Raw genomic sequence first — 24912 nt, 5'->3', positions numbered from 1 at the left:
ACTCAAGCCGCGATTGCGGCGTTGCACCCCTTGGTAAGGGAACAACCATTACCTGCGGGCTGCGCCTTGCACTCACGGCTTGAGCGGCTTTCTAAATACAGGGTTTATATGACGCACCACACTAGCTAATCACTTCCGCCCATGAATCGTTTACCATTTAAGGTAATGTGATTCTTCCTCTCATTAGTGAAGCAAAATGCAGCTTGAATTTCATACCCATCATCATAGATAAGCCGAATGGTATAGTTCTCAACAGAATATCGTCCACGAGCTTTTGGCGATATCGACAACATACTGACATCAACAGCTGATGTAGAGTGGCCGAATGCGGTTGAAGAATTTGTAAACCTACCATTTTTCCAAAAGCACCAAGTCTGCGCCAGACCAACTGTAGTGTCACTATCGTAAGCATCGCCGCTCGTTGTAACTCTTCCAAAGCACCCTGATAGAGCTTCGCCCTTTGATGCTGGTCTTGCGATCCAGTTGCCTCTTGTGTCATTGAAGTTACTATCATCGCTCTCCTTCAGTAAGAGTTGATTATCACTTTCGCGCATCTGCCACTGGCCCCAGGAAGCGGGGTTTTGTTGTTTCGAAATTTGCGGGTTATGCGCAAAGAGCGTTTCAAGGTCACTAGTGTAGGTTCCATCATTGAAGAGCGCTATGAAATCATCGGTTAGACCAAACATGCCACTGGGCTGTATTCCCATTACAATCACACCTCGAAGTTCCTTCAGATCGGAAGGGGGTATTGGAGCTGAAATTGGTTCTGTTGGAATTTCTACGTCAGTGTCGGTATTCTCTTGATCATTAATTGCATTAGAATCACTTAAGCAATTTTTATAATTTATATTGGAAGTGGCATTTGCGTCGAAATATAGACCGAGAGTGCTAAAGAATATGTTTTCAGATACACAGAACCTGTTTTGTTGGGTCTGTGTGAGATATCCGATATGGTTGTTATCTTTGATATCGATCCGTATCTTTAATCCATTAGTTTCATCTTGAAGTGTCTCTTTACCGATAACCCGATAAGAACCTATAAAATAATTTGGGACGGTCTGTTCTGCTTTTATCGAGCACCTTTTATTCTGAAACTCCTGGTAACCATATAGAATCTGACCATTAGATGTGAACTGATATAAACCTTTTATATAGTGATTTTTTCCACTCTTAAGGCATTCTGAAGTTAGCCAAAGCTTGCTGGTAAGGGTGCTGGTGGCAGAGTTAGTATCAGACTGGGTGTTTGCTTCATTTGCAGTGGGCTCTTCATCATCTCCCCCTCCTCCACTACAGCCCGCAACTATGTTCAGTAGGAAAGCAATAAACAGTAACTTTATCCAGTCCAGCTTCATTAGTGATCTTCCATGATTAAGAAATCAATGATCTTAGGTTCTATATCGTATAGTTAATCGGCAATTTTACACATAAAAACCCTGACCCATCTCTATTATTTGGTTAACAGGCCCTAAGCAGAAGTTTAGATATTCTTATTAAAATCAACCCAAAGGGTCACTGTCTCCGGTGGCAGACAGACCTGTTCATTACAGGCTTGAAGTTGTAATTCTGCAGGGAGTGTAGTGGTTTCCAATTCTCTTTTGTCGGTACGCTTTAGCAGGGTCTGTAAGGTAATCTTTCCCCCGTAAACGGATAGGGGCTGTTGCTGAAAAGCGAGTTTTTCTTCAACACCTTTAGGATAGGTTACCGGCCCTATCTGCCACCCATTTCCACTCTCAGGAAGGGAGAGTAGAGTAGGGATCAGATCTTTGCTCTTAGGTTGATTGGTGTTGATATGCCAACCCTCAGGGATGACGATATGAACGCTTAGTATGTTTTGTTCAGAGGCCTGAGAGATATCTGCCTCTATGCGGATACCACCCTGGCCCGCATAGGCTCGTGCCCCCAACTCTCCATGCAGGTGGTTGCTGACCGCACTGAGCAGATAGCCATAGCTGATGGGGGCTGCTTCTATGGCAGGGGCAAAACGGGATATCAGAGCATCGGTATGTTGACGATAGTCCAGCTCCCCTGTGCGTTGCCAGAGCCGTTGCAGGCTGTGTATCGCAACCGAGCTGCCTGAGGGGATTGCATTATCAGAGCCTTCATCCTTTGGGCGTCCCATGCCGGTGATGCTGCTTTCCACCTCATTCATGAAGAACCCGCCCTGTTTCTGATCGAGAAAGCGGGTGGTCAAAGCCTCTGCTAGCTCTTTTGCGCGGCTTAGCCATTGCGGTTCCCCGGTCAGGTCATAGAGATGGAGAAAACTCTCAGACAGGTAGGCGTAATCTTCCTGGGTGGCTGGTATGGATGACTGACCATTCAAGTGAACCCGCCACAGATGCCCCTCTTTATATCGATTCTGCTGCCAAAGAAAATTAGCCGCCATTTCCGCTGCTTCACGGTAGCGAACGCTATCCAGCAGATCGGCAGCCTGTGCCAACGCAGTAATCATCATGCCATTCCAGGCAGTCACTATCTTGTCGTCCCGCAGGGGGGCAGTGCGTTTGTTCCGGGTTAATAGCAGTTTCCGGTTGATGGCCGCCAGCTGTTGCAGGAGATCTGCTTCTGAGCGTTTTTGCTGCTGGGCAAACGCGTTGAGCTGTTCAGGCAGATGGAGGATGTTACGACCTTCAAAGTTGCCTGACCGGGTAACGCCGTAGAGGGCCATTGCAAGAGTGCTCTCTTCTTCAGTAAGCACTGATTTCAACTCATCCGGGGTCCAGGTAAAGAAGAGACCCTCTTCCCCTTCACTGTCGGCATCGGTGGCGGAATAGAATCCCCCTTCCTCTGAAGTCATCTCTCGCAGGACATAGTTTAGGGTTTGTGTGGCTATGCGGCGGAAATCTTCTCTGCCGGTGAGACGCCATGCAGCCAGGTAGATGCGGCTGAGATGCGCCTGGTTGTAGAGCATTTTTTCAAAGTGAGGAATCAGCCATTCGTAGTCGGTGGAGTAGCGGTGGAAACCTCCGGCAACCTGGTCATAGATACCGCCTCTGGCCATATGATCGAGGGTGACTGTGAGCATCTGTAACGCCGTGTCGTCCGCATTGCGTTCGGCCTGGTCGAGCAGCAGATAGAGCCAGGGTTCTCTGGGAAACTTGGGGGCCTGGCCAAATCCACCCTGGATCTCATCGAATGACTTCTGCATGCTCCCCAGTGCCTCTGCTATTACCCCTTTATCGAGGGCTTTCGCCTCTCCCCTGAGGCGATTGCTCTCTGCTACTGCGTCGGCGACCTTTTCTGCCTGGGCGATCAACTCTTGCCGACGCTCCCCCCAGAGTTGATTCACCTGCTGCAGCAGTGAAGTAAATTGATCCGGAGTGTAATAGGTGCCACCAAAGAAAGGTTTACCCTCTGGAGTAAGAAATGTAGACATAGGCCAACCCCCGTGGCCGGTGAGCAACATCACCGCGGTCATGTAGACCTCATCCACATCGGGATGACTCTCCCGGTCCACTTTGATTGCTATGAAGTCACGGTTCAGCAGGGAAGCGATTTGTAGATTTTCAAAACTCTCCCGCTCCATCACATGACACCAGTGGCAGGTGGAGTAACCGATCGATAGAAATATCGGTTTGTTCTCCTGCTTGGCTTTCTGGAAAGCTGCTTCAGACCAGGGGTGCCAGTCAACCGGGTTATGTGCATGCTGTAGCAGATAGGGAGAGTCCTCGAGGATCAAGCGGTTGATATAGCTGGGGGTACCATCCTTTTTGAAGTGTTCGGTACGGGGGCGATAGGCTACCCCCTTATCGAGAAATGCCTGATAGAGAGTTTGCTGCATATCCTCTGACCTCTGTAGATGTAGGCGTTCATCAGCATGGGCAGGCGCTAGCAGAATCAGCAGGCCTGAAACTGACAGCAATAGCTTACCTGTGTTCAAGATTTACACTCGAGGCTGGGTGAGAGCAAACTCATCACCGCTCAGAGGTTTAATCTGACCTGTTGTTGCATTGGCAGACTCGGATCGACAGCCCACTCCTGAGTGGAGCCATCATAGAGTCTGGCCTGGGTGTTGCCGAGCAGTTCATGGGAGACGAACCAGGCTAACGCAGCTCGATTGCCGGTGTGGCAGTAGTTGATTTGTGGCCCTTCCTGAGGAACCTGGCTGGCAGCGTATATCTGCTTTAAATTGTCCAAACTGTGCAATTTTCCACTGCCATTGACGGTGAGCCAGTCGTAGTTGAGGTTGACCGCACCTGGCAGGCTGCCGGCACGCTCCTTACCTCCACCGCCGTAGACACCCATATATTCAGCCCTGGTGCGGTTGTCTACTGCGAGGGTGCCTGCATCAAGTGCCATCTTCACTGCCTTGGCATTGGGATTCATTTCCGCTCTATAGTCAGCCTTGAAGGTTGTGGGCTTGAGTTGGTGATTACCCTTTTGCAGTGGGTATTTACGGGTCTCAGCGTATCCCACCAGGCCAGCGTCGAGGATTGATACCTTATCGTGCCCCAGGACTTTGAAGGTCCAGTAGACCCGGGCCGCGATGGCCATATCACCAGCACTGGCTCCGAGGGGGATCAAAACAACCTGGCTGTTGTTGTCGATCCCAAGAGAGCCGATTAACTTCTCCATGATTGAGACCGGGGGCATTATTTTTGGCGCTCCCTTTTTCTCGACCCGCCACTGAGCGTATTCGGTGTTAACTGATCCGGGTATGTGGAAACGTAAATAGTTCTGATTACTCTGCAGGTCTAGCAGGACAACATTTGGTTTATCCTTGTTCTGTTGTAGCCATTCAACCGATACCAGGGGCTGTGCCAATATGGGAAGGGATGCAAAGAGGAGAAATATGAGTGTGAATGGTCTGATCATAAGGCACCTAATTCAATGTTGTTCGAATGTTTTTGTTCTTTCCTGCGCTGGCATTGGTGATCTCTGAGTTGAGTCGCCGGACTTCATATTTAACAACCAGACCACAGCTATCTATGGGTTTCGGAATTGTTATGGTCTGGTTATTATCAGATTGATAACAATCCTTAAAGTTGCGTGTAATGGCAACTATTTCCAGTGAATAGTTCCTGCCTGGAGATCATTTGGAGAGTCTAACTGTTAAAACCTGGCAGCAGTTTGCTATTTTGGAGCTAAATCCACTTGGAAAAAACGCTTAACCGGTCTGGTATTCACCGCACCCTGTGTCAGAATAGTGCGATCATGAATAATTCGACAATAAAATATCTCCTGGCAGGTCTGTTGATTCTATTGGCACTACAGACAAGAGCCGATGATTACGATGATGCGTTGGCTGTATTGACAAATAAGGATTACTCCTCAGCCTACAGGGCTTTCAAGCGCCTGGCTAAACGGGATCATGCCGAGGCTCAGTTTCAGCTGGGTATGCTCTACCTTTTTGGAAAAGGAGTTGATCAGGATGCCCAGAAAGGGATCTCCTGGCTGAAACAGGCTGCAGAGGGTTACTCTTACATGGCCGCGAATGAGCTGGGTCAGATCTATCTCGCAGGACAGTGGGTTAAGCCGGATGAAACCGAAGCAATAAAATGGATAGAGCTTTCGAGTGCGATAGCTGCAGAAAACGAGGGGGAGGCGGACGATGGATGTGAATAGTTCGTCCCTGAAATAATGAAATTCAGCGATTTTGGATTTAAGGAAAACCCTTTTGCCATAACCCCGGATCCCCGCTATCTCTATCTGAGTCGGGGGCATGAGGAGAGTCTGGCCCATTTGATCTATGGAGCCGGCCCGAATGGGGGGTTCGTGTTGTTGACCGGAGAGGTCGGCACCGGTAAGACCTTGTTGCTCAGGAGCCTTTTGGCGCAGCAGCTTGGTGATGTGGAAGTGGCTCTGATTCTAAATCCTCGCCTCTCGCGGCGTGAGTTTTTGGCAACCATCTGTGATGAGCTTGGTGTAGCGTACAAAGGCCCCCCTTACTCTTTAAAACATCTCAGCGACATCCTCTCCAAACGACTATTGGAAATTCACAGTGAGGGTAAACACACTGTGTTGGTAGTGGATGAAGCACAAAACCTCAGTCCGAGAGTGCTGGAACAGGTTCGGTTGTTGACGAATCTGGAAACATCCCACCATAAACTGCTGCGTATTATTCTGGTTGGTCAGCCAGAGCTGCTGCAGATGCTGGCACGCAAAGAGCTGCGGCAGGTGGACCAACGTATCACGGCCCGTTACCATCTTGCGCCTTTAACTGCCCAGGAGAGTCGCTCCTACATTACTCACCGCCTGGCTGTGGCGGGAATAAGAGAAGATCTTTTTACGCCGATGGCAGTACGTCTTCTGCACAGATATTCCCGCGGAATTCCACGTCTGATCAATACTATTTGCGAGCGTGCCCTGCTGGCCATCTACACCAGCGGTAGGCAACGGGTAGATAGCCGTATGATATGGCGAGCAGCGCATGAAGTGCGAGGAAAGAAACCAAAGCGGTTTCGCCGATTGGGAGTTGGGCTGGGGGTTGCTCTTGCTCTGCTGTTGGCAGTGGCAGCAGGCGGTTGGTATTGGTTTGAAATGAATCAACCGGTTGCCGGTGAGAATGGGCTCAGTTCGGAGTTGCAGCAGACCGATTCAGGTAACAAGAGAGCTGAGACGTCAGATCAACAACCCTCTTTACTGGCTGAGTCTGAGCCAATGGTGTCTGAAGCAGCAGTGCCTGCTCCTGAGGCTAAAGTTGAACCAGAACAGGTTACCCCTGTGACCCCGAAGCCAGTCGAGACGAATGACACAGCTTCTTCCACAACTGAATCAGCTCCCCCTGTTGCTGAGGAGGCCCCCCCCCAAGAGATCGATTTGCAGAGACTTTTTGCTCGACCTCAGGATAGCTTCAACAGCTATCAGCTGCTTTTTCAGGCATGGGATCCATCGATAAGTCTGAAAATATCAGTACCTCCTTGTCTGCAGGCCCCCGAATATGGATTACGATGTTTAAATGCCCAGGCAGAGTGGTCGAGACTGTTGCGTCTGAATCGTCCGCTCTTGATCCGCCTGAAGCAGGAGCGTCAGGAACGCCTTCTTGCATTAACCCACGTCGATGGTGATTGGTTGTTGGTGGATAGTGGAGATGAACAGGGGGTGGTCCGTCTGGAGCAGCTCAAGCCTTATTGGCAGGGGGGCTTCATAATGCTTTGGAAACCACAAGCGGGATTGGCCTTGATTGGTGAAGGCTCGACCGGGGAAGCGGTTACCTGGTTGCGTCAACAGTTACATCTTGTTGATGGCAGACCAGTGCTCCGAGTGGCGAGCCTGGATCGATTTAATAATGCCTTGAAGGTCAGGCTACAGGAGTTTCAAAGCAATAGTGGCTTACAAGCTGATGGTGTTGCAGGACAACAGACCCAGATCTATCTGAATAATGTTGCTTTGCCTGATGGAACACCAACTCTCTATTCCACCACGGAAAAGGGGGATAGTTGATATGTCGCTGATTCTGGAGGCACTGAAAAAAGCCGAACGTCAGCATAAGCTGGGTGAGATTCCGGGCATATCTTCTCAGGCGTCTGAACAGGATGGACAAGGTAAACACCGGCTTGGCTGGGGACTTCTATCGCTTTTTGCTTTGGCTATGCTTGGCATTGGAATCTATCTTGGTGGTATGCAGAGTACGCCACAGCCCCAGACAGAAGCCAAGTCAGAGCCGGAAATAACTCGTCCGTCGGGTGAGTTGACTGCCAGACCAGTACGCCCACAAAACAATAATCCTCAACCTATGGCAGAAGTTAGGCAATCTCCACAGGTTGTCCAGCCCTTGCCGGTAGAGGAAAAGCCGAAGCCAATTGAGCAGGTTAAAGCCGAGGCCGCTCCTATTGAATTACCTCCTGTCCGGCCAGCCCCGGTTAAAGCACCACCTGAACCTCCGCCACCCCGTGCAATGCCCCTGCATGAAATGCCGAGCGGTTTTGTATCGAATTTACCTGAGATGAACATCGATATTCACAGCTATGATCCCAGGCCAATGAAACGATATGTACTGATCAACATGGAAAAATATCGTGAAGGTGACTATCTGGCAGAAGGGCCAAATCTGATCGAAATCTTACCCGAGGGGGTGGTTATGGAGCATATGGGTGAGCGTTTTATCCTGCCCTTAGGTAACCTCTGATCAATCAGCCATAGGATGTCAGTCTGACAGACGGCACCATCTACCGGATTAACTGGTGCTTGATTTATAGAATGTATTGGCTGAGTGCGATATATTGATCTTATTAGGCAAATGATTGATTTACAGTAAAAAATAGTAACAGGATAACTTAAGGAACGTAGTATGATGGAGCGGAAGAGCCTTGTGGTGAATATCTGTCTATGCGTGTTCCTCGCCTACCCGGTCTTGTCCCAGGCAAGAATCTACAAGTGGTATGACGAGCAGGGAAAGGTTCATTACTCTCAATCACCGCCTCCCAAGGGGAGTCAATCTGCCGCTATCAATACCGATACATTCTCCTCATTGGAGATGCGAAAAGTCCCCAAAAACGCAATTAAACCTGTCAAGAAACGCAAACGAGTGCAAAAGCCGAAGCTGAAGAAGATAGTCAAGAAACGTACAACCAGAGGCAGTACTTGTCCGCTAAAACGTTAAGGGCTCAGGAAGCTTCGCGCATGGGATAGATGGTATCCAGGATGGTATCAAACCCGCTTTTTACCTCCTCAGCGATAGAAATAGACAAATCAATACTCAAATCTGTTATTTCCAGTGCGGCGGGGTTGGGTATAAGTATCCCCTCATTAAACTTTCCATTACCGATGAACGCTTCGGCCAGCATAGAGGCGATGTGTACCATAGCTGCTTCAGTGGGGTGGTGTTTGGCACGAACCGGCTCAGGATGAAATTCTGTCGTTTCGATTAAACAGATGGGAAAACTCCATTGACGCATAAGGGTGGCCCCTACCCGGGCGTAGTCAAGGCCAATTGATTCTCGCTCTGCTTCCACCAAAGGTAAGGATTGTTGCTGGGATATCTGAAGTGCTGCCTGGGTCTCTTTGGGTATGCTTTGGTAGAGAATCAAGTGTCCTAAATCATACAGTAGTCCACAGACAAACAGACGTTCACTATCTATCATTCCCAGGTGACGGGCGAAACCTTGTGCAGCTAAACCGCAATAGACACTCCGCTTCCAAAATTGATGCATATCGAGGGCTGGGGTGGGCTTTTTACTCAACGATTCCGAGATGCAGGTGGCGAGGGTCAGGTCGTGTATTTGCTGTGTTCCCAGCAGAGAGACTGCACGAAACACAGTCTCTATCTTGCTGGGCATGCCGAAATAGGGACTGTTAATCAGTTTCAGGATGCGTGCCGTCAGGGCCGGATCACTGCGTATGGTATCGGCTACATCTTCCAGGCGATATTCGGCAGATTCGACGATATTTTTTAAACGAATATAGACATCAGGCAGAGATATTAGTCTGCAATCCTCGGTGATCTTTTCCCACAGTGTTGGCATAGCTGCACCTCATGAACAGATTGCGCTCAACCTCAGGTCCTGTGGGTAGAACATGAAGCATCTGTTCATAATTCTTCTTTAATGAATTCGCCGCATTAATAATCCCGCGACGATACATAAAGTATATCAACTTCTACCCTGTAATGGATCATGATTAGCCAGGTTAACTATATTTAACGTTTAGTTCGAGACTGTTCTGGCTATCGCCCAGACTGTTATTTTATCGGCTCCCGCCCGGTTTAGAGCCATGCTCATCTCTTTGATGGTGGATCCTGTGGTTACCACATCATCCAGTATAGCCACTTTGACTCCCTTTAAGCTGCCATAGACCCGAAAAGCGTTACGCAGGTTTCTTCGCCGTTCAAGTTCGCTCAGATCCGATTGAGCAGAGGTTTCCCTGGTGCGTTTTACCAGTCGACTATCCAGGGGAATGCCATAGTGCTTCGCCACTACCCGCCCGAGTTCCTGGGCCTGATTAAAACCGCGTTCACGCAAGCGACGTGGATGAAGGGGAACCGGCAACAGTAATTCCGGCAGATGGGCAGGCTCAGCCAGTCGATGGATTAATAGTCTCGCCAACGGGGCTGTGAGATGAAGATGTTGTCTAAATTTGAGGTTACTGATCAGGCGGCTCAAAGGGGGTTCATAGAGTACCGCTGTGCTGCATGAGTCGAATGGAAGCTGTTGCTGAATGCAGGCGCCGCAGCGGGTTCCTTTAGCCACACCTGTAGGCAGAGGGAGGGCACAGCAGGGACAGGCATGGTTGTTATAAGGTAGGGATTCATAACAAGTCTGGCAGAAGCGGGTTTCAAAATCAGCGCGAGAGCCGCAGAGAAGGCAGCTCTGGGGGTAGAGATGGAGCTGTATAGATTTTATCCAGTTGTAAACCATGTAAACCTTCCTTGGTTGACTGTTGCTGCTCAATGCTTACCATAGGCAGCCCATGCATAGCAGATTGATATTTTAGCGAGTGATTACCATGACCGAAAGCCAGATACGCCACGATTGGAGTCTGGATGAGATCGAAAAGCTGCTTGATCTGCCATTCAATGACCTGCTATTTCGTGCCCAGTCTATTCACCGCGAGAAATTTGACCCCAATCAGATTCAGATGAGCAGTCTGTTGAGTATCAAGACCGGTGCCTGTGCAGAAGATTGTGGCTACTGCTCTCAGAGTGCAAAAAACGATTCTGGGCTGGAAGCGGAAAAGCTGATGCCATTGGAAGATGTCATCAAGGCAGCAGAGGCTGCCAAAGAGAAGGGTGCCAATCGATTCTGTATGGGGGCAGCCTGGCGCAATCCTACTGATAAAAACCTGGCACGTGTCGTCGAGATGGTCGAAGCGGTCAATGGCCTGGGCATGGAGACCTGTCTGACTCTGGGAATGTTGACTGAGACACAGGCAGAGCGTCTGCGATCCGCAGGTCTCGACTACTACAATCACAACCTGGATACCTCGCCGGAGTTTTATGGGAACGTCATAACCACCCGGACCTTTGACGACCGATTAAAGACCCTCTCACATGTGCGGGATGCAGGCATCAACGTCTGCTCCGGCGGCATTCTTGGTATGGGTGAATCGAGACGGGATCGTGCCAGCATGTTGCGCGAGCTGGTGAACCTTCCCAAGCATCCAGAATCGGTACCGATCAACATGCTGGTCAAGATCGAAGGGACCCCGCTCTCCAAGGTTGAAGATTTGGATCCCCTTGAATTTGTGCGAACCATTGCCGTTGCACGGATTCTGATGCCGAACTCATATGTCAGACTCTCTGCAGGTCGGGGAGAGATGAGTGACGAGATGCAGGCGCTCTGCTTTCTCGCTGGTGCGAATTCGATCTTCTACGGCGAGCGTCTGCTGACAACGGACAATCCAGAAGCGGATCATGATAGGGCATTGTTGCAACGTCTCGGTATGAAGACAGAGACTTTGGTGGAGACTGAGGTCAAAGCTGCCAAAGTGCCCTGCAAGAAAGCTCAGGCAGTTTGAGACTGAATCTCGTCCTTTGGCGAGGCCTGAGTAGAGTGATATGAACAGATTGTCAGAAGAGCTTTCGCGTCGGCGCGATGCCCGACTCTATCGAGAGCGTAAAGTTGTCTCATCGCCTCAGCAGACAGAGATGGTCGTCGACGGTCGACCCATGTTGGTGTTTTGCAGTAACGACTATCTTGGTCTGGCAAACCATCCTGAGTTGATCAGTGCACTACAGCAGGCAGCGAGTGAATATGGTGTTGGTAGTGGTGCTGCCCATTTGATCAACGGTCATACAGCTATCCATCATGCTCTGGAAGAGGAGCTGGCAGAATTTACCGGTCGTCCAAGAGCCTTGCTGTTCTCAACAGGTTATATGGCAAATTTGGGTGTGATCACCGCGCTGTTGGGACGAGGTGATTGTCTTCTGGAGGATCGTCTGAATCACGCCTCTCTGGTGGACGCAGGCCAGCTCAGTCAGGCGAAGGTAAAGCGCTTTCAGCATGCTGATTCCGAGAGTCTTGAACGCCAGATCAAGCTCTGTGAAGCAGAGCATCGACTGATTGCTACAGATGGTGTGTTCAGCATGGATGGGGATCTGGCGCCACTGCCTGAGCTGGCGAGAATTGCCCGGCATCATAATAGCTGGTTGATGGTTGATGATGCCCACGGATTAGGTGTGTTGGGGGAGCAGGGTAGAGGTACCTTGAGTCACTTTGGCCTGAGTATCGACGAAGCACCTATCCTGATGGGGACTCTGGGTAAAGGTTTTGGCACTTTCGGAGCCTTCGTTGCTGGTAGTGATGATTTGATTGAAACACTGATACAACAATCACGCAGCTATATCTATACCACTGCGATGCCGTCGGCCATTGCAGAGGCGACCCGTGTCAGTCTGCGTATCGCCCAACAAGAGAACTGGAGACGCGAGAGACTGGTAAAACTGGTGGCGCGTTTCAGACTGGCAGCCGAGCAGATTGGTTTGCCGCTGATGGCATCGGATACACCGATTCAACCGATCCTGGCTGGTAGTGCAGATCAGGCTTTAAGTTGGAGCATGGCGCTGCAGGAAAAGGGCATTTTAGTCAGTGCAATTCGTCCACCTACTGTACCTGAGGGGCGTGCAAGACTGCGCCTTACTTTCAGTGCCAACCATACTGAGCGTCAGCTCGATAGATTGCTGGATGCCTTGGACAACTTATCGATGAAGCAGAGATGAAGCTGGGGGTAGAAACATTCGGTAGCGGTGATACGCTGGTGATGCTGCATGGGTGGGGTATGAACTCCGTTGTATGGCATGATTTTGCCCGGCATCTGGGCCGTAGTTACCGTGTGACATTGATCGACCTGCCTGGACATGGATTAAGCCCCTATGACGGTCAGCAGAGTATAGATGCCTGGGCGAATGCCTGCCTGGAGGTTGCACCGGACAGGGCTGCCTGGATTGGCTGGTCTCTCGGCTCTATGGTGACTTTGCAGGCGGTTCTTAATGCCCCAGAGAGGGTCAGGGGGGCTGTGCTTATTGCTGGCATGCCGAAATTCGTTAAGAGTGAAGAGTGGCCCCATGCAATGGCACTGAGAACCCTGAATCAATTCATTGAGTTGATGGGGGATGATATGACTCGGGCACTGGAACGTTTTCTGGCCTTGCAAATGTTGGGCAGTGATCTTGCTGTGGAGGTGCTGCGAGGACTCAAGTTGAAATTACAGGAGCGTCCAGATCCCAATCCGCAAGCACTACACGCTGGGCTTGAGTTGCTAAAACAGTGCGATCTTCGACAGCGACTCGTGGAAATTACCTGTCCGATGAGCTGGATCTATGGTGGGAGGGACAGTCTCGCGCCCGCCAAAGCCTCTGAGATCCTGCAGCAATGGCTGCCAAATGCGGCGATACATATTATCGAAAAGGCTGCCCATACACCTTTTCTGTCCCACCCCGGAGAGACAGAAAAACTGGTACTTGATAGCCTGGAGGCTATGGCGTGACCACTGCTGCATCCTCAAGGATAGACAAACGTCAGGCCCGTGCCGCATTCTCCCGTGCCGCTTCACATTATGATGAGGTCGCTGAATTGCAGCGGGAGATTGCCAGCAGAATGATAGAGCGTCTCAGCTATATTCGTCATCAACCTGAGCTGGTTGTTGATGTGGGGGCGGGGACTGGTGATGCAACTCAAGCGCTCGGCAAACACTACAATAAAGCTCAGATCATTGCTCTAGATTTTGCTTTTCCAATGCTGCAGCAGGCGCGCAAACGAGGACGTTGGTTTCGCCGTCCCCGATGTATTTGTGGTGATGCTGAACAGCTACCCCTGGCCAACCAGTCGGTCGATATGATCTTCTCGAATGTCGCCCTGCAATGGTGTAACGATCTACAGGGAACCATGGCGGAGTTTCTGCGCGTGCTACGACCGAACGGGATGTTGCTTTTTTCAACTTTTGGCCCCGGTACGCTGAAAGAGCTGCGGGCGAGTTGGTCTGCCGTAGATGGAAATAGTCATGTTTCACCATTCACAGATATGCATGATGTTGGGGATGCCATGGTTCAGGTAGGCTTTGCGGAACCAGTAGTGGATGTAGATCGAATCTGTCTGAGTTATGATGACGTGCCCTCACTGATGCGCGATCTGAAAACGCTCGGCGCACATAATGTGACTGCTCAACGACCGAAGGGGTTGACTGGTAAGGGTCGTATGCGCGCTATGATCGAGGCTTATGAGAAGCTGCGGGTGGAGAGTAAACTACCTGCCAGCTACGAAGTGGTCTACGGTCATGCCTGGGCTCCGTCACAACCCAGGGTCGATGGGGTGACCGCCATTCCTCTGGATCAAATACAATTAGGGCCTGTTAACAGGTCCTAGGACGCAGTTAAATATGGTCGGTCTATTTATTACCGGTACAGATACCGGGTGCGGAAAAACAGAGGTGACTCTTGGGTTGATGCAAAAGCTTCAGCGACAGGGGAACATTGTATTGGGTATGAAACCAATCGCCTCAGGAGCAGATAAAACCCAGGATGGGTTGCGTAATGAAGATGCCTTGCGAATTCAGGCACAATCAAGTCTCGAGCTACCCTATGAGAGCGTCAATCCCTTTGCATACCAGCCTCCCATAGCCCCCCATCTGGCTGCATCACAAGCGGCAAATCCTATCGATCTCGAAGTGATCCTAGAGGGGTATCGAGCTCTGCAGAATCGGGCTGATCGTGTAGTGGTTGAGGGCGTTGGGGGGTGGCATGTACCCTTAGGGGAGCAGGATACCCTTGCTGACCTTGCCCGGGGGTTGGCGCTACCGGTAGTAATGGTCGTCGGGATGCGTCTGGGGTGTCTTAATCATGCACTGATGACAGCAGAGTGTATGCTCAATGCGGGGGTGACTTTTGCTGGCTGGGTGGCGAATCAAGTTGATCCAGAGATGTCCGCATTGGATGAGAATCTGGCGACGCTGAGAGCCTGGTTACCTGCGCCATGTCTTGGTGAAATTCCCTATCTTTCCAATCCGCAAGCAGAGGCGATAGCCAAGTACCTCAGTGATGATCTGTATGCCATGCCCGGCACCACCACAAACGCACACTTCACTCTGTCCAACTTTTAGGATAATCTTTTGAGGCAGATCACCTGCCGTTGACCTTCTTTAACAGAGTAGCCACTTCATCTGCTGTGACTGGTGGGCTGAAGAGGGTTCCCTGAATCTCATCACATTCGTGTTGTTCCAGAAAATTGCGCTGAGCCTCAGTTTCAACGCCTTCCGCCACTATTTTCAGATCAAGGCTCTTTGCCATTGAAATGATAGCGGCGACTATGGTTTGCGTTTGTTTGTTGGGGAGTGTGTTATTTAGAAAAGTCCGATCGATCTTAATGGTCCTGATCGGAAGATTCTGAAGATAGTTCAATGAAGAGAATCCTTTACCAAAATCATCGAGCGCAAAATTTATACCGGCATCGTGCAGATCGGACATTACGCTCTGGCTGTGTTCAAAGTTCTTTATCAGGGTGCTTTCTGTAATTTCAAGTTCGATTTTTGATGGGGGGATTTTTCGTTTCTCGCAGACCCGCAGAAATTTTTCTGCCAGGGCATCGTCGCGCAGCTGCACGGCGGATAAATTGACGCTGAGAGAGAGATCCTCAAACCCCATTTTGTGCCAGCGACGCATATCGGTACAGGCTTTCTTGAATGCCCAGAGTCCTAATTTGTTGATCCTTCCGGTCTGTTCCGCAATAGGAATAAACTCATCCGGAGGAATGTAACCAACTTTTGGATGGGGCCAGCGGGCGAGAGCCTCAATGCCGACGATGCGTCCAGTAAGTATGTTGATTTTTGGCTGATAGACCAACTCGAACTGCTGATGAAAGATCGCTTTGTTCAGCTGGGTTTCAAGCCAGATGCTATGAAAGGCTTTGCGGTTTATCTCCCTTGAGAAGAAGCGAACAGGGTTGCTACCAGCATCACTTTTGGCTGCACGTCTGGCGGTAGCCGCCTTATGCAGCAATTCATCCGGTGTCTCGTCATCATGAGGATAGAGTGCAACCCCCATACTGAATGAGATGAATAGTTCCTGATCATCTACATGCATTGGTTTTTTGAGCTGGCTCAAGATGCGATGGGCTACCCAGGTAACCGATTTCACATCCTCAACATCACTGAGAACCAGGGCAAACTCATCTTTGTTGATACGAGAAATATTGGGTAAGTCGTACTCACTCTGCTCATCGACCACGGCAATGGTGTCAGTCTTTCTGAGGGAGATAATGAGACGCTCGGCTGTCAGTTTAAGAATCTGATCGCCGGTTGAGACGCCCAGTGCTTCATTGATTCGTGAAAAACTGTCGATATCAATGGATATGATGGCGGTCAACTTGTGGTTACGTTCACTCCGGGCCAGTTCCTGACCTATCCTGTCGTTGAATATGTATCGGTTAGGCAGTCCGGTGAGTTCATCCCTGCCTTCCCTTCGTTTCATCTCCTGCCGGTTAAATTCGAGTTCAGATTCGAGATGGCCTATTACATCCTCAAGTCGAAGTATTTCGGTTCTCAGATGGCGCTCAGATTCATCCATCTCCCGCCATTCGGAGTCGGAAACTATATTGGCTGGGTTATCCTTGCTCTTATGTGCTGAGTGTCTGAGTTCGGGATTCCACTGGATAATACAGTTGCGGCCCTGCTGTTTGGCCTCATAGAGTGCACAATCAGCATTGTTGATCAACAACATGGAGTCCTCTACTTCCTCTTCCAGTCCAGCCAACCCAATACTGGTAGTGACGGTTTGGGGGTTGGTAAACAAGGTGTGGCACTTTTGCTGAATGTCCATTCTCAAACGTTCGGCTATAGCGAGGGCTTCATCCATCAATGCATCTGGGAGGACAAGCGCAAATTCATCTCCACCGTATCGGCCGACAACATCCTCGGGTCGCGAATTTGTACTTAGAATTTCTGAGACGTATTTGATTACTTTATCGCCGTTGGCATGTCCGTAGTGGTCGTTTATGAATTTAAAACGATCAATATCCACCATTATAAAAACGAGGGATCTGTTTTGGGTTTTGGCAATAGAGAAAAGGTGATCGAATTTTTTAAAGAACGCTCTTCTGTTGAGGCAACCTGTGAGAGAGTCTCTGGTCGCCAGAAATTCCAGCTCAACTGTTTTATTTCGCAACGCCTTCTCAGAGACGCGTAGTTTCAAAAGAGCCGACTTGAGTTGCCGATAGGACTTCTCCAACTCAGTCATGTCATCGAAGGTGGTGAGTGCTCCCTTGATCTGTCCATTGTGGTCAAAGATCGGCGCGCTGTTTACTGAAAAAGCTCTTTCGCTTCCGTCATTCAGCGCAAGGCGTATCGGGACCCCTGTGACCCGTTCACAATTATTCAGACTGATATGCCAGGGGAGGTTCCTTGGGTTATCTGTTCCCTCCCTGTGTTTCCATGGCAATAGGTCAGCGTCGATATCAGCCAGGGCTTTTAAATTTCGATCAACTTTTTGGCAGAAAGAGTCGTTGGCAAGAATGATTCTGTGTCGTTCATCAAGAATCAGTAGCCCTTCAGAGAGGGCATTGAAAGCAGCTCGCACCCGTTCAGGGATGATTGATCTTGCTGTGAGTCCCTGCCTTTGGCTTTCGGTGTAAGCGAGCAACAGGATCAGTGAAGCCAGAAGAACCCACAGGCTTAAAATAGATATCTCTATAAACGACCAAGCCTCTTCAGTTGTGCCATCTAAAAACTCTATTGATAGTGTTCCGGCGACTTTGCTACCGAAACCAATCGGCACATGCAGCGCGTGAGATGAATCCGGGATTGAAAAGTCAGGCTGACGATTATGTTTGGGTGCCTTAAACTCAAGCTTCTCTCCAGTTAGGGTTTCTACCGTTGCGGAAATTGCTTGAGGATTATCTGCCAGAGCGTTGCTAAGGATCCTGGTCAGTGTTGAATGGTTATTTGATGATACGGATGGGTATAGTTTGACTGCAAGTGATTCAGAGTAGTGTTGCCACGCTCTCTCCTCTGCAAATTCAGCATCTTCGAACACACCAGACATCTCTGCTATGGTCAATGCAACCAGACAGAACATAACCGAGGCGGTGATCAGTTTTAGCGGGGAATTCAGGTAAGAGAACATAAGTGTAAGGCAAATCCGTATTTTGCTTTCGATTGCTTCTCCTTGGCCAACATGGTTAGCGTATGTGTTGAAAGGTTACAGCAAGGTGGGCTGTGAATCTCGTTCTAATTGTAAACTCTTTAAATTCCATTGCGCCCTGCGTAATTTCCCAGGAATCTATGTCCTGAATGGTCTTCCGGCAGCGGTATTTTATATTGGGAGTTAGCCACCAGACCGTTTAAAAAAGTCAGGGAATTCCATCGGCATTATAGTCAGACAATAGGTAACCCCTGACTGCATATGTCGGCCAGGGGTGAGGTAGCTTTAGAAGTGTGTGGGAATGAGAGGACTTTTATGCAGTCAGTTCAGCTTGAAGAGCTAATTTAACTAGCTTGGCTGGCAAGTTGCAGCTTCAGCTTTTTCATTGCACTTTTCTCTATTTGGCGTATTCGTTCAGCTGAAACCTGAAACTCTTCTGCCAATTCATGCAGAGTCGATTTCTGCTCTCCTAACCATCGTGCCTCTAAAATCTGACGACTTCTCTGATCCAGATCCTGCAACGCTGACATCAGGCTCTTTTTCATCTGAGTCTCACTGTCCGCAGTTTCCAGCACGGATGCTGGTTCCATGCGCATATCGCTAAGATATCCTGCGGGGGCGGGGGTGATCTGTTCTTCGTCGTCCTGGGAGGGGCCGTCGAAAGCGATATCCTGACCTGAAAGTCTTGATTCCATTTCCATGACGGTCTCAGGTTTGACCCCGAGATCCTGGGCGACGTTGTCGACCTCTTCCTTGGAAAACCAACCCAAGCGCTTTTTCGAGCTGCGAAGATTGAAAAAGAGTTTTCGCTGGGCCTTGGTGGTTGCTACTTTGACGATACGCCAGTTCTTCAGGATGTACTCATGAATTTCTGCCTTGATCCAATGTACGGCAAAGGAGACCAGGCGTACGCCCATGTCGGGGTCAAAGCGCTTGACCGCCTTCATCAACCCGACTGTGCCCTCTTGAATCAAGTCGGGCAGAGCCAGTCCGTAGCCACTGTAATTTCTGGCGACACGTACTACAAAGCGAATGTGGGAGGTGATCAGAGCTTGAGCCGCTTTCAGGTCCTTTTGGTCACGCAGTCTTACTGCGAGACTGTGTTCCTCTTCGGCACTCAGCATCGGCAACTGAAAGGCTGCGCTGATATAAGTATCCATACTACCAGTTGGCATGGTGGCCAGTGCGATCTCTTTACTCATGCAAAATTACCCCAGATTTCTTCTATAGTGAATATTAGCACTCTCGTGTGAGGAGTGCCAACTGTAGTTTCTGACCAGTGAGCAGAGGGAAAGTTCAATAGGAAAAAAGTGGTTTATTATTACTGATATCAGTGTGTTAGCTGGGTTCGATTGCGCTCAAATGACGCCCTACAGCTAACCAGGAGCCGGCTAAGCCAAGCAGGGAGCTGCCACTCAAGAGCACGAGCACGGTCATAAAATCCAGCGAACTCAGATCGAACGAACTCTGATAGAGCTGAGCCAGTTTGGCGATTGGGCCACTCAGCAGAATGATTGCCAGGGCCACCAGTATCCAGGCGATCAAACCACCGAACAGTCCATACCAGAACCCGGTATAGAGAAATGGACGACGGATGAAGGCGTTGGTTGCACCAATCAGCTTGGTTATCTCAATCTCGGTTCTACGGTTTTGAATCTCCAGCCGGATGGTATTTCCTACAATCAGCAGCACCGCCATGCTGAGTAGCCCAGCGAGTACAACCACAGCGCGTTGCGCTATGACTGTAATGGCCTGTAACCGCCTAACCCACTGCAGGTCGAGTTGCACTATGTCAGCCTCTGGTAACAAGCGTAGCTCCTGAACCAGTTGTTGTGCGGTCTCTGCTGTGGTGTATTTCGCTTGCGGTTGAATTACCAGCAGATTGGGTAGTGGATTGCTGTCGAGCGCTTCCAACGCGTCTGCATAGCCGCTGAGACTCTGAAACTCTTCCAGTGCAGATCCTCGGCTGATCATTTCAACCTGCTCAATGCGTCCATGCTGGCGAAGTTTCTCAGCCAGTGAAATTGCCTGAGTGTCTGTAATATTTTGTTTCAGAAACAGAGATATGCTTGCTCCGCTATCCCATCCACCACTGATTCCCTGCAGATTACTCAGCATCACATGCAGACCGACAGGCAAGGCGAGCGCAATACCAATAACGGCACAGGTCATCAATGTGGAGACACGGTTAGCGAACAGTCGACCAAGGCTGAATAGGGAGACCTGGGCGTGTCTCTGTAACCAGATTCCAGGGAGTGCGAGCAGTCTGCTAAGTGACATCCCTGAACTCCTGCTTGGTGTCGTTACTCAACGCGCCGTTGGTCAGGGTCAGCATGCGTTTATTCATGCCACTGATCAATGCCAGATCATGAGAGGCGATCAACAGGGTCACACCGACCTGGTTGAATTGCATAAACAGATCCATGATCTCTCTGGAGAGGTCTGGGTCCAGATTACCTGTGGGCTCATCCGCCAACACCAGGGGGGGTTTACTGACTACGGCTCTTGCTATGCCAACACGCTGCTGCTCTCCACCGGAGAGTGTTACAGGGGCATTTTTCTCTTTATGCAGTAAGCCGACCTTATCCAGGGCAGCACGAACCCTCCTGCCGATCTCTTTATGTCCCAAACCAGCAACCACCAGGGGTAGAGCTACATTGTCAAATACAGTACGGTCATGCAGCAGGCGATGATCCTGGAAAATCATCCCCACCTCCCGTCGGTGAAAGGGGATCTGGCGATTCTTGAGTCGGGTCAAATTGCGGCCATTGACATGGACCTGCCCACCACTTGAGCGTTCCAGTAGACCAATCAGTTTCAGTAAGGTGCTTTTACCGGCACCTGAATGTCCAGTCAGAAAGACCACCTCTTCTGCTTCAATACGCAGATTGATATTGCTTAACCCGGTGTGGCCACCAGGGTAGCGCTTGCTGACATTGTCGAAATGGATCAACTTGTAGCGTCTCTCTCAAACAGAGCGTCGACAAACTCCTTTGGCTCAAATTCCCGCAGGTCTTCAATAGACTCGCCGACGCCGATAAACCTTATCGGAACCTTGACCTTATCTGCTATGGCGAAGACCACACCGCCTTTGGCGGTTCCGTCCAGTTTGGTAATGACCAGCCCGGTCAGTCCCACTGATTCATTGAAATGCATCGCCTGATTGACTGCATTTTGTCCTGTGCCGGCATCCACCACAAGCAGTACTTCATGGGGGGCGTCCGGGTCTATTTTCTTCATCACGCGTGTGATTTTAGCCAACTCCTCCATGAGGTTGGCTTTAGTATGCAGGCGACCCGCTGTATCCGCAATCAGCACATCGATTTGTCGTGCAGTGGCTGCCTGTAGGGCATCAAAGACTACCGAGGCGGCATCGGCACCGGTATGTTGGGCGATAACCTGAATCTCATTGCGCTCACCCCAGGTTTGCAACTGTTCCACGGCAGCTGCCCGAAAAGTGTCGCCGGCAGCAAGCATTACGGTCTCCCCGTCGAGTTGGAATTTTCGAGCCAGTTTGCCGATGGTCGTGGTTTTCCCCGCACCGTTAATCCCCACCATGATCATCACCAAAGGCTTGCCATTCTGGTGCTCTTTGACTGGTGTATCGCAACTCTGCAGAATCTCCAGCAGATGTTGTTTGAGGATCTGGGTCAGGGCTTCAGGGTCGTTCAGGGATTTTCGTTTTACCCGATCAGTCAGGTCATCTATGATTCTGCTGGTTGCCTCTACTCCAACGTCGGCGGTAATCAGCAGGGTCTCCAACTCTTCCAGCAATGACTCATCAATGGTCTTGCGACCCATCACCAGATTTGCCAGCCCATCGGTTAAATTGTGACGGGTACGGGTCAGTCTCTCCTGCAGACGGGAGAAGAGGCCACGTTTTTCTTCAACTGCGGGCTTCTCTGCTGGCGCTTCTGACGCTGACTTCTTTCGTTTACCAAAACCGAACATATTGGGGATTACCAAGAGGGTGATTGGAACTCTGCTCTGATCCCAGGTTCATAGTTTTACCTGGAGCTTTTTGGACAATCCTCAGAGCCTCTGAAACAATGCCATCGGATTGTCGCCGGCGCTATTCTACAGCGCCTCTGGGCCATTGATAAAGTGCCAGTATTTCTCGCTCTGTTCCAGTTACGGGATTGAGACAGGAATATGTAAAGCTCCAGCTGAATCGTGAACGATAAAAAAGGAAGATCTTGATGCAAAGATTGATGACGGTAATGACCCTGTTTCTGTTTGCCTTGGGCACTGCCCAGGCCGAAGTTGTGGAACACCAGCTGGAAAATGGAATGAAGGTGATTGTGAAGCAGGATAGACGAGCACCGATTGCGGTATCCCAGGTGTGGTACAAGGTTGGCTCAAGCTATGAGCATGGTGGCATTACCGGCGTCTCGCATGTTCTTGAGCATATGATGTTCAAAGGCACTGAGAATCATCCCCCTGGACAGTTTTCCCGCATCGTTGCAGCGAATGGTGGGGATGAGAATGCCTTTACCGGCAGGGACTACACAGCTTATTACCAGACCATGGCGAGTGATCGGCTGGAAGTCTCCTTCGAGCTGGAGGCCGACCGGATGAGGAACCTGTTACTGCCAGCAGAAGAGTTTAAAAAAGAGGTTGAGGTGGTCAAAGAAGAGCGCCGTATGCGTACTGAAGACAAGCCTCAGTCTCTGACCTACGAACTTTTTCTTACTGGTGCCTACCAGGCATCCCCTTATCGCATCCCAGTAATCGGATGGATGTCTGATCTGGATGCATTGCAGGTGGAAGATCTACAGGTTTGGTACCGTAAATGGTATGCACCCAACAATGCGACACTGGTGGTGGTCGGGGATGTGGATCCCGATCAGGTGATTAAATTGGCTGAGCAATATTTCGGTGTGCTCAAGCCTGAGCCGATCTCCATGACCAAACCACGAGATGAACCAGTCCAGCGAGGGGTAAAACGATTAGCACTGAAGGTGCCAGCCCGACAACCCTATATGGTGATGGGATTTAAAACGCCAGTAATTGGTAAAGCCGAGCAGGAGTGGGAACCCTATGCGCTTGAGATGTTGACCTACATTCTCGATGGTGGAGCCAGCGCACGACTGGCGAGCAATCTGATACGGGGCAGTCAATTGGCGGTCTCGGTGGATACCCGCTACAGCGCTTTTTCGCGACTTCCAAGCATGCTTATCCTTGATGCAGTTCCTAAGACAGGTGTTTCAGTTGAGACGGTTGAAACAGCAATCATCAAAGAGCTTGATCGGTTCAAGAGAGAGTTGGTCACCGAGGAGGAGATGGCCAGAGTGCGCAATCAGATCATAGCCTCCAAGGTTTTCGAGAAGGACTCGGTCTTCTACCAGGCCATGCTGATCGGCCAACTTGAGACTGTCGGGCTTGATTGGCGATTGGCCGATGAGTATGTCGATCATCTGAAGGCTGTAACCGCCGAACAGGTCAAGCAGGTCGCTGAAAAGTATCTGGTTGATGATAATTTAACTGTTGCAGTGCTTGAGCCTCTGCCAATGGATGAGAGTGATATGAAGCAGTCTATAGCAGGAGGCCGCCATGCCCACTAAATCAGTGATTCGTCTTTTTATTCTATCTGCATTGACGCTGTTTTCAGGGCTGCTTGCGGCTTCTCCCAATATCGAGACATGGGAGACCTCGAATGGTGCAAAGGTACTCTATGTTCATGCACCTGAAATACCCATGGTTGATATCAGGGTGGTATTCGATGCCGGCAGCGCAAGAGATGGGGATAAACCGGGAATAACCTCTTTCACCAATACGCTTTTGACAGAAGGAGCAGGAGATTGGAGTGCCCAGCAGATAGCTGAGCGCCTGGAAGGGGTGGGTTCACAACTGGAATCAGGCTCATTAAGGGATATGGCTTGGGTCTCTGTGAGGTCTTTGACTGATCCTGAAGTGCTCGATCTGACCCTCGAAACCCTGTCTGCAATACTGGTCAAACCCCGATTTTCAGCAGATGACATTGCCCGAGAGCGCCAATCAATACTGGCTGGGTTGATCAGGGATGAGCAGTCTCCGGGGAGTATTGGTAAAAAGCAGCTCTACCAGCTGGTGTATGGTGACCACCCCTATGCTGCAGATCCATCGGGCACTAAAGCATCGGTTGAATCGATAACCCGTGAAGATATTCAGCAGACACATCGACGACTCTATGTGGCTCGAAACGGACTGATTGCGATTGTTGGGGCAGTGGAACGGGATCTTGCGGCTGTGCTTGCAGAAGAGGTGATGCGTGGTCTGCCGGCTGGAGAACACACTCCCCCGCTTCCCCCGGTAAAATCAATGGAAAAGGAGATTGTTAAACAGATACCCTTTCCATCTACTCAATCCCACCTCTATCTAGGTCAGCCTGGTTTGAAACGGGGTGATAAGGACTACTTCTCCCTCTATGTCGGTAATCACATTCTCGGCGGCAGCGGTTTGGTCTCACTACTGAGTGAAGAGGTGAGGGAGAAACGTGGGCTGAGCTATAGTGTATACAGCTACTTCCTGCCAATGCGTCAGCTCGGTCTCTTCCAGCTCGGTCTGCAGACGAAAAATGAACAGGCTGAGGAAGCATTGGAAGTGGCGAAAAATACCCTGTCGCGTTATATCTCAGAAGGGCCGACAGAAGAGGAGTTGAAAGCGGCTAAACAGAATATCACCGGTGGATTCCCTTTGCGAATAGCCTCCAACGGAAAGATTGTGGAGTATCTTGCTGTAATCGGTTTCTACGAACTACCTTTGGACTATCTCGATGTTTTTGTTGAACAGATTAGAGCCGTCACCAAAGAACAGATTCGTGATGCCTTCCAACGCCGTGTTGACCCTGAGCGTCTGGTACGGGTGCAGGTGGGTAGATTCTCTAATCCATTGGCTCAGGCTGATGGTAAGCCCTAGCCCGCTCTATTGAG

General features: G+C 50.1%; 21 protein-coding genes. 11 read left to right on the top strand and 10 right to left on the bottom strand.

Going from position 1 to position 24912, the window contains the following annotated elements:
* Positions 1 to 125: 125 nt before the first annotated feature.
* The 3 genes from AC4IE7_RS14530 to AC4IE7_RS14520 all read right to left on the bottom strand — a co-directional run bounded on the left by AC4IE7_RS14530 (position 126) and on the right by AC4IE7_RS14520 (position 4812).
* Positions 126 to 1352 carry a hypothetical protein gene (locus tag AC4IE7_RS14530; protein WP_490777570.1) on the bottom strand — a complete coding sequence of 409 codons (1227 nt, stop codon included), beginning with the start codon at positions 1350 to 1352 and terminating at the stop codon, positions 126 to 128.
* Between the two features lie 125 nt (positions 1353 to 1477).
* Positions 1478 to 3877 (bottom strand): thioredoxin domain-containing protein, encoded by a 2400-nt coding sequence (locus AC4IE7_RS14525; protein WP_490777569.1) that lies wholly within the window; start codon positions 3875 to 3877, stop codon positions 1478 to 1480.
* A gap of 41 nt (positions 3878 to 3918) precedes the next feature.
* Positions 3919 to 4812 (bottom strand): sulfurtransferase, encoded by an 894-nt coding sequence (locus AC4IE7_RS14520; protein WP_490777568.1) that lies wholly within the window; start codon positions 4810 to 4812, stop codon positions 3919 to 3921.
* A gap of 339 nt (positions 4813 to 5151) precedes the next feature.
* On the opposite strand from AC4IE7_RS14520, the gene AC4IE7_RS14515 reads away from it, so the two are divergent.
* From AC4IE7_RS14515 to AC4IE7_RS14500, 4 genes are all read left to right on the top strand, one after another.
* Positions 5152 to 5562, top strand: a complete 411-nt coding sequence (locus tag AC4IE7_RS14515; protein ID WP_490777567.1) for a tetratricopeptide repeat protein — start codon at positions 5152 to 5154, stop codon at positions 5560 to 5562.
* Positions 5563 to 5577: 15 nt separating this feature from the next.
* Positions 5578 to 7380: an AAA family ATPase gene (locus AC4IE7_RS14510; RefSeq protein ID WP_490777566.1), complete on the top strand. Its 1803-nt coding sequence runs from the start codon at positions 5578 to 5580 to the stop codon at positions 7378 to 7380.
* Between the two features lies 1 nt (position 7381).
* On the top strand, positions 7382 to 8065 hold the full coding sequence (locus AC4IE7_RS14505) for a general secretion pathway protein GspB (RefSeq protein ID WP_490777565.1): 684 nt from the start codon (positions 7382 to 7384) through the stop codon (positions 8063 to 8065).
* Positions 8066 to 8227: 162 nt separating this feature from the next.
* The gene (locus AC4IE7_RS14500) at positions 8228 to 8539 is read left to right on the top strand and encodes a DUF4124 domain-containing protein (protein WP_490777564.1); all 312 of its coding nucleotides are present in this window, start codon (positions 8228 to 8230) and stop codon (positions 8537 to 8539) included.
* A 4-nt stretch (positions 8540 to 8543) separates the two neighbouring features.
* On the opposite strand, the gene AC4IE7_RS14495 is transcribed toward AC4IE7_RS14500, so the two are convergent.
* Together AC4IE7_RS14495 and AC4IE7_RS14490 are read right to left on the bottom strand one after the other, a co-directional pair.
* Positions 8544 to 9401: an HDOD domain-containing protein gene (locus tag AC4IE7_RS14495; RefSeq protein WP_490777563.1), complete on the bottom strand. Its 858-nt coding sequence runs from the start codon at positions 9399 to 9401 to the stop codon at positions 8544 to 8546.
* Between the two features lie 180 nt (positions 9402 to 9581).
* Complete coding sequence (locus tag AC4IE7_RS14490) at positions 9582 to 10292, bottom strand: double zinc ribbon domain-containing protein (protein WP_490777562.1); 711 nt, start codon at positions 10290 to 10292, stop codon at positions 9582 to 9584.
* Between the two features lie 88 nt (positions 10293 to 10380).
* Between AC4IE7_RS14490 and bioB the strand changes: the two genes are divergently transcribed.
* From bioB to bioD, 5 genes are read left to right on the top strand one after another with little or no spacing between them, the layout of a single operon-like run.
* The gene (bioB, locus tag AC4IE7_RS14485; RefSeq protein WP_490777561.1) at positions 10381 to 11391 is read left to right on the top strand and encodes a biotin synthase BioB; all 1011 of its coding nucleotides are present in this window, start codon (positions 10381 to 10383) and stop codon (positions 11389 to 11391) included.
* 40 nt (positions 11392 to 11431) lie between these two features.
* On the top strand, positions 11432 to 12592 hold the full coding sequence (gene bioF / locus AC4IE7_RS14480; RefSeq protein ID WP_490777560.1) for an 8-amino-7-oxononanoate synthase: 1161 nt from the start codon (positions 11432 to 11434) through the stop codon (positions 12590 to 12592).
* A complete protein-coding gene (bioH, locus tag AC4IE7_RS14475) occupies positions 12589 to 13359 on the top strand; it encodes a pimeloyl-ACP methyl ester esterase BioH (RefSeq protein WP_490777559.1) in 771 nt (256 codons plus the stop codon). Before bioF ends, bioH begins: the two co-directional genes overlap by 4 nt.
* Positions 13356 to 14234 carry a malonyl-ACP O-methyltransferase BioC gene (gene bioC, locus AC4IE7_RS14470; RefSeq protein ID WP_490777558.1) on the top strand — a complete coding sequence of 293 codons (879 nt, stop codon included), beginning with the start codon at positions 13356 to 13358 and terminating at the stop codon, positions 14232 to 14234. The genes bioH and bioC overlap by 4 nt, the downstream gene beginning before the upstream one ends.
* 13 nt (positions 14235 to 14247) lie before the next feature.
* Complete coding sequence (gene bioD, locus AC4IE7_RS14465; protein WP_490777557.1) at positions 14248 to 14967, top strand: dethiobiotin synthase; 720 nt, start codon at positions 14248 to 14250, stop codon at positions 14965 to 14967.
* Between the two features lie 19 nt (positions 14968 to 14986).
* Here the strand turns inward: bioD and AC4IE7_RS14460 are convergent, their stop codons facing one another.
* From AC4IE7_RS14460 to ftsY, 5 genes are all read right to left on the bottom strand, one after another.
* Positions 14987 to 17983 carry a bifunctional diguanylate cyclase/phosphodiesterase gene (locus AC4IE7_RS14460; protein ID WP_490777556.1) on the bottom strand — a complete coding sequence of 999 codons (2997 nt, stop codon included), beginning with the start codon at positions 17981 to 17983 and terminating at the stop codon, positions 14987 to 14989.
* A gap of 362 nt (positions 17984 to 18345) precedes the next feature.
* Entirely contained in the window at positions 18346 to 19203 is an 858-nt protein-coding gene (gene rpoH / locus AC4IE7_RS14455) for an RNA polymerase sigma factor RpoH (protein WP_490777555.1), read from the bottom strand.
* A gap of 136 nt (positions 19204 to 19339) precedes the next feature.
* Positions 19340 to 20281, bottom strand: coding sequence for a permease-like cell division protein FtsX (gene ftsX, locus AC4IE7_RS14450; RefSeq protein WP_490777554.1), 942 nt, complete (start codon positions 20279 to 20281; stop codon positions 19340 to 19342).
* Complete coding sequence (gene ftsE / locus AC4IE7_RS14445) at positions 20271 to 20954, bottom strand: cell division ATP-binding protein FtsE (protein ID WP_490777553.1); 684 nt, start codon at positions 20952 to 20954, stop codon at positions 20271 to 20273. Before ftsE ends, ftsX begins: the two co-directional genes overlap by 11 nt.
* Positions 20951 to 21952: a signal recognition particle-docking protein FtsY gene (ftsY, locus tag AC4IE7_RS14440; protein WP_490777552.1), complete on the bottom strand. Its 1002-nt coding sequence runs from the start codon at positions 21950 to 21952 to the stop codon at positions 20951 to 20953. Before ftsY ends, ftsE begins: the two co-directional genes overlap by 4 nt.
* Before the next feature lie 248 nt (positions 21953 to 22200).
* Between ftsY and AC4IE7_RS14435 the strand changes: the two genes are divergently transcribed.
* On the top strand, positions 22201 to 23565 hold the full coding sequence (locus AC4IE7_RS14435) for a M16 family metallopeptidase (RefSeq protein ID WP_490777551.1): 1365 nt from the start codon (positions 22201 to 22203) through the stop codon (positions 23563 to 23565).
* Positions 23555 to 24898 (top strand): M16 family metallopeptidase, encoded by a 1344-nt coding sequence (locus AC4IE7_RS14430; RefSeq protein ID WP_490777550.1) that lies wholly within the window; start codon positions 23555 to 23557, stop codon positions 24896 to 24898. The genes AC4IE7_RS14435 and AC4IE7_RS14430 overlap by 11 nt, the downstream gene beginning before the upstream one ends.
* The last annotated feature ends 14 nt before the right edge of the window (positions 24899 to 24912 follow it).

The sequence above is a fragment of the Candidatus Thiodiazotropha sp. AKAK3 genome, from assembly GCF_058244645.1.
The sequence above is the reverse complement of the archived record's forward strand: the minus strand, read 5'-3'. Positions and strand labels throughout refer to the sequence as shown.

Bases quoted from the DNA above. Each gene is read 5' to 3' on its own strand.
- AC4IE7_RS14530 (WP_490777570.1), bottom strand. From the start codon at position 1,352: ATGAAGCTGGACTGGATAAAGTTACTGTTTATTGCTTTCCTACTGAAC.
- AC4IE7_RS14520 (WP_490777568.1), bottom strand. From the start codon at position 4,812: ATGATCAGACCATTCACACTCATATTTCTCCTCTTTGCATCCCTTCCC.
- AC4IE7_RS14515 (WP_490777567.1), top strand. From the start codon at position 5,152: ATGAATAATTCGACAATAAAATATCTCCTGGCAGGTCTGTTGATTCTA.
- AC4IE7_RS14510 (WP_490777566.1), top strand. From the start codon at position 5,578: ATGAAATTCAGCGATTTTGGATTTAAGGAAAACCCTTTTGCCATAACC.
- AC4IE7_RS14505 (WP_490777565.1), top strand. From the start codon at position 7,382: ATGTCGCTGATTCTGGAGGCACTGAAAAAAGCCGAACGTCAGCATAAG.
- AC4IE7_RS14500 (WP_490777564.1), top strand. From the start codon at position 8,228: ATGATGGAGCGGAAGAGCCTTGTGGTGAATATCTGTCTATGCGTGTTC.
- AC4IE7_RS14495 (WP_490777563.1), bottom strand. From the start codon at position 9,401: ATGCCAACACTGTGGGAAAAGATCACCGAGGATTGCAGACTAATATCT.
- AC4IE7_RS14490 (WP_490777562.1), bottom strand. From the start codon at position 10,292: ATGGTTTACAACTGGATAAAATCTATACAGCTCCATCTCTACCCCCAG.
- bioB (WP_490777561.1), top strand. From the start codon at position 10,381: ATGACCGAAAGCCAGATACGCCACGATTGGAGTCTGGATGAGATCGAA.
- bioF (WP_490777560.1), top strand. From the start codon at position 11,432: ATGAACAGATTGTCAGAAGAGCTTTCGCGTCGGCGCGATGCCCGACTC.
- bioH (WP_490777559.1), top strand. From the start codon at position 12,589: ATGAAGCTGGGGGTAGAAACATTCGGTAGCGGTGATACGCTGGTGATG.
- bioD (WP_490777557.1), top strand. From the start codon at position 14,248: ATGGTCGGTCTATTTATTACCGGTACAGATACCGGGTGCGGAAAAACA.
- AC4IE7_RS14460 (WP_490777556.1), bottom strand. From the start codon at position 17,983: ATGTTCTCTTACCTGAATTCCCCGCTAAAACTGATCACCGCCTCGGTT.
- rpoH (WP_490777555.1), bottom strand. From the start codon at position 19,203: ATGAGTAAAGAGATCGCACTGGCCACCATGCCAACTGGTAGTATGGAT.
- ftsX (WP_490777554.1), bottom strand. From the start codon at position 20,281: ATGTCACTTAGCAGACTGCTCGCACTCCCTGGAATCTGGTTACAGAGA.
- ftsY (WP_490777552.1), bottom strand. From the start codon at position 21,952: ATGTTCGGTTTTGGTAAACGAAAGAAGTCAGCGTCAGAAGCGCCAGCA.
- AC4IE7_RS14435 (WP_490777551.1), top strand. From the start codon at position 22,201: ATGCAAAGATTGATGACGGTAATGACCCTGTTTCTGTTTGCCTTGGGC.
- AC4IE7_RS14430 (WP_490777550.1), top strand. From the start codon at position 23,555: ATGCCCACTAAATCAGTGATTCGTCTTTTTATTCTATCTGCATTGACG.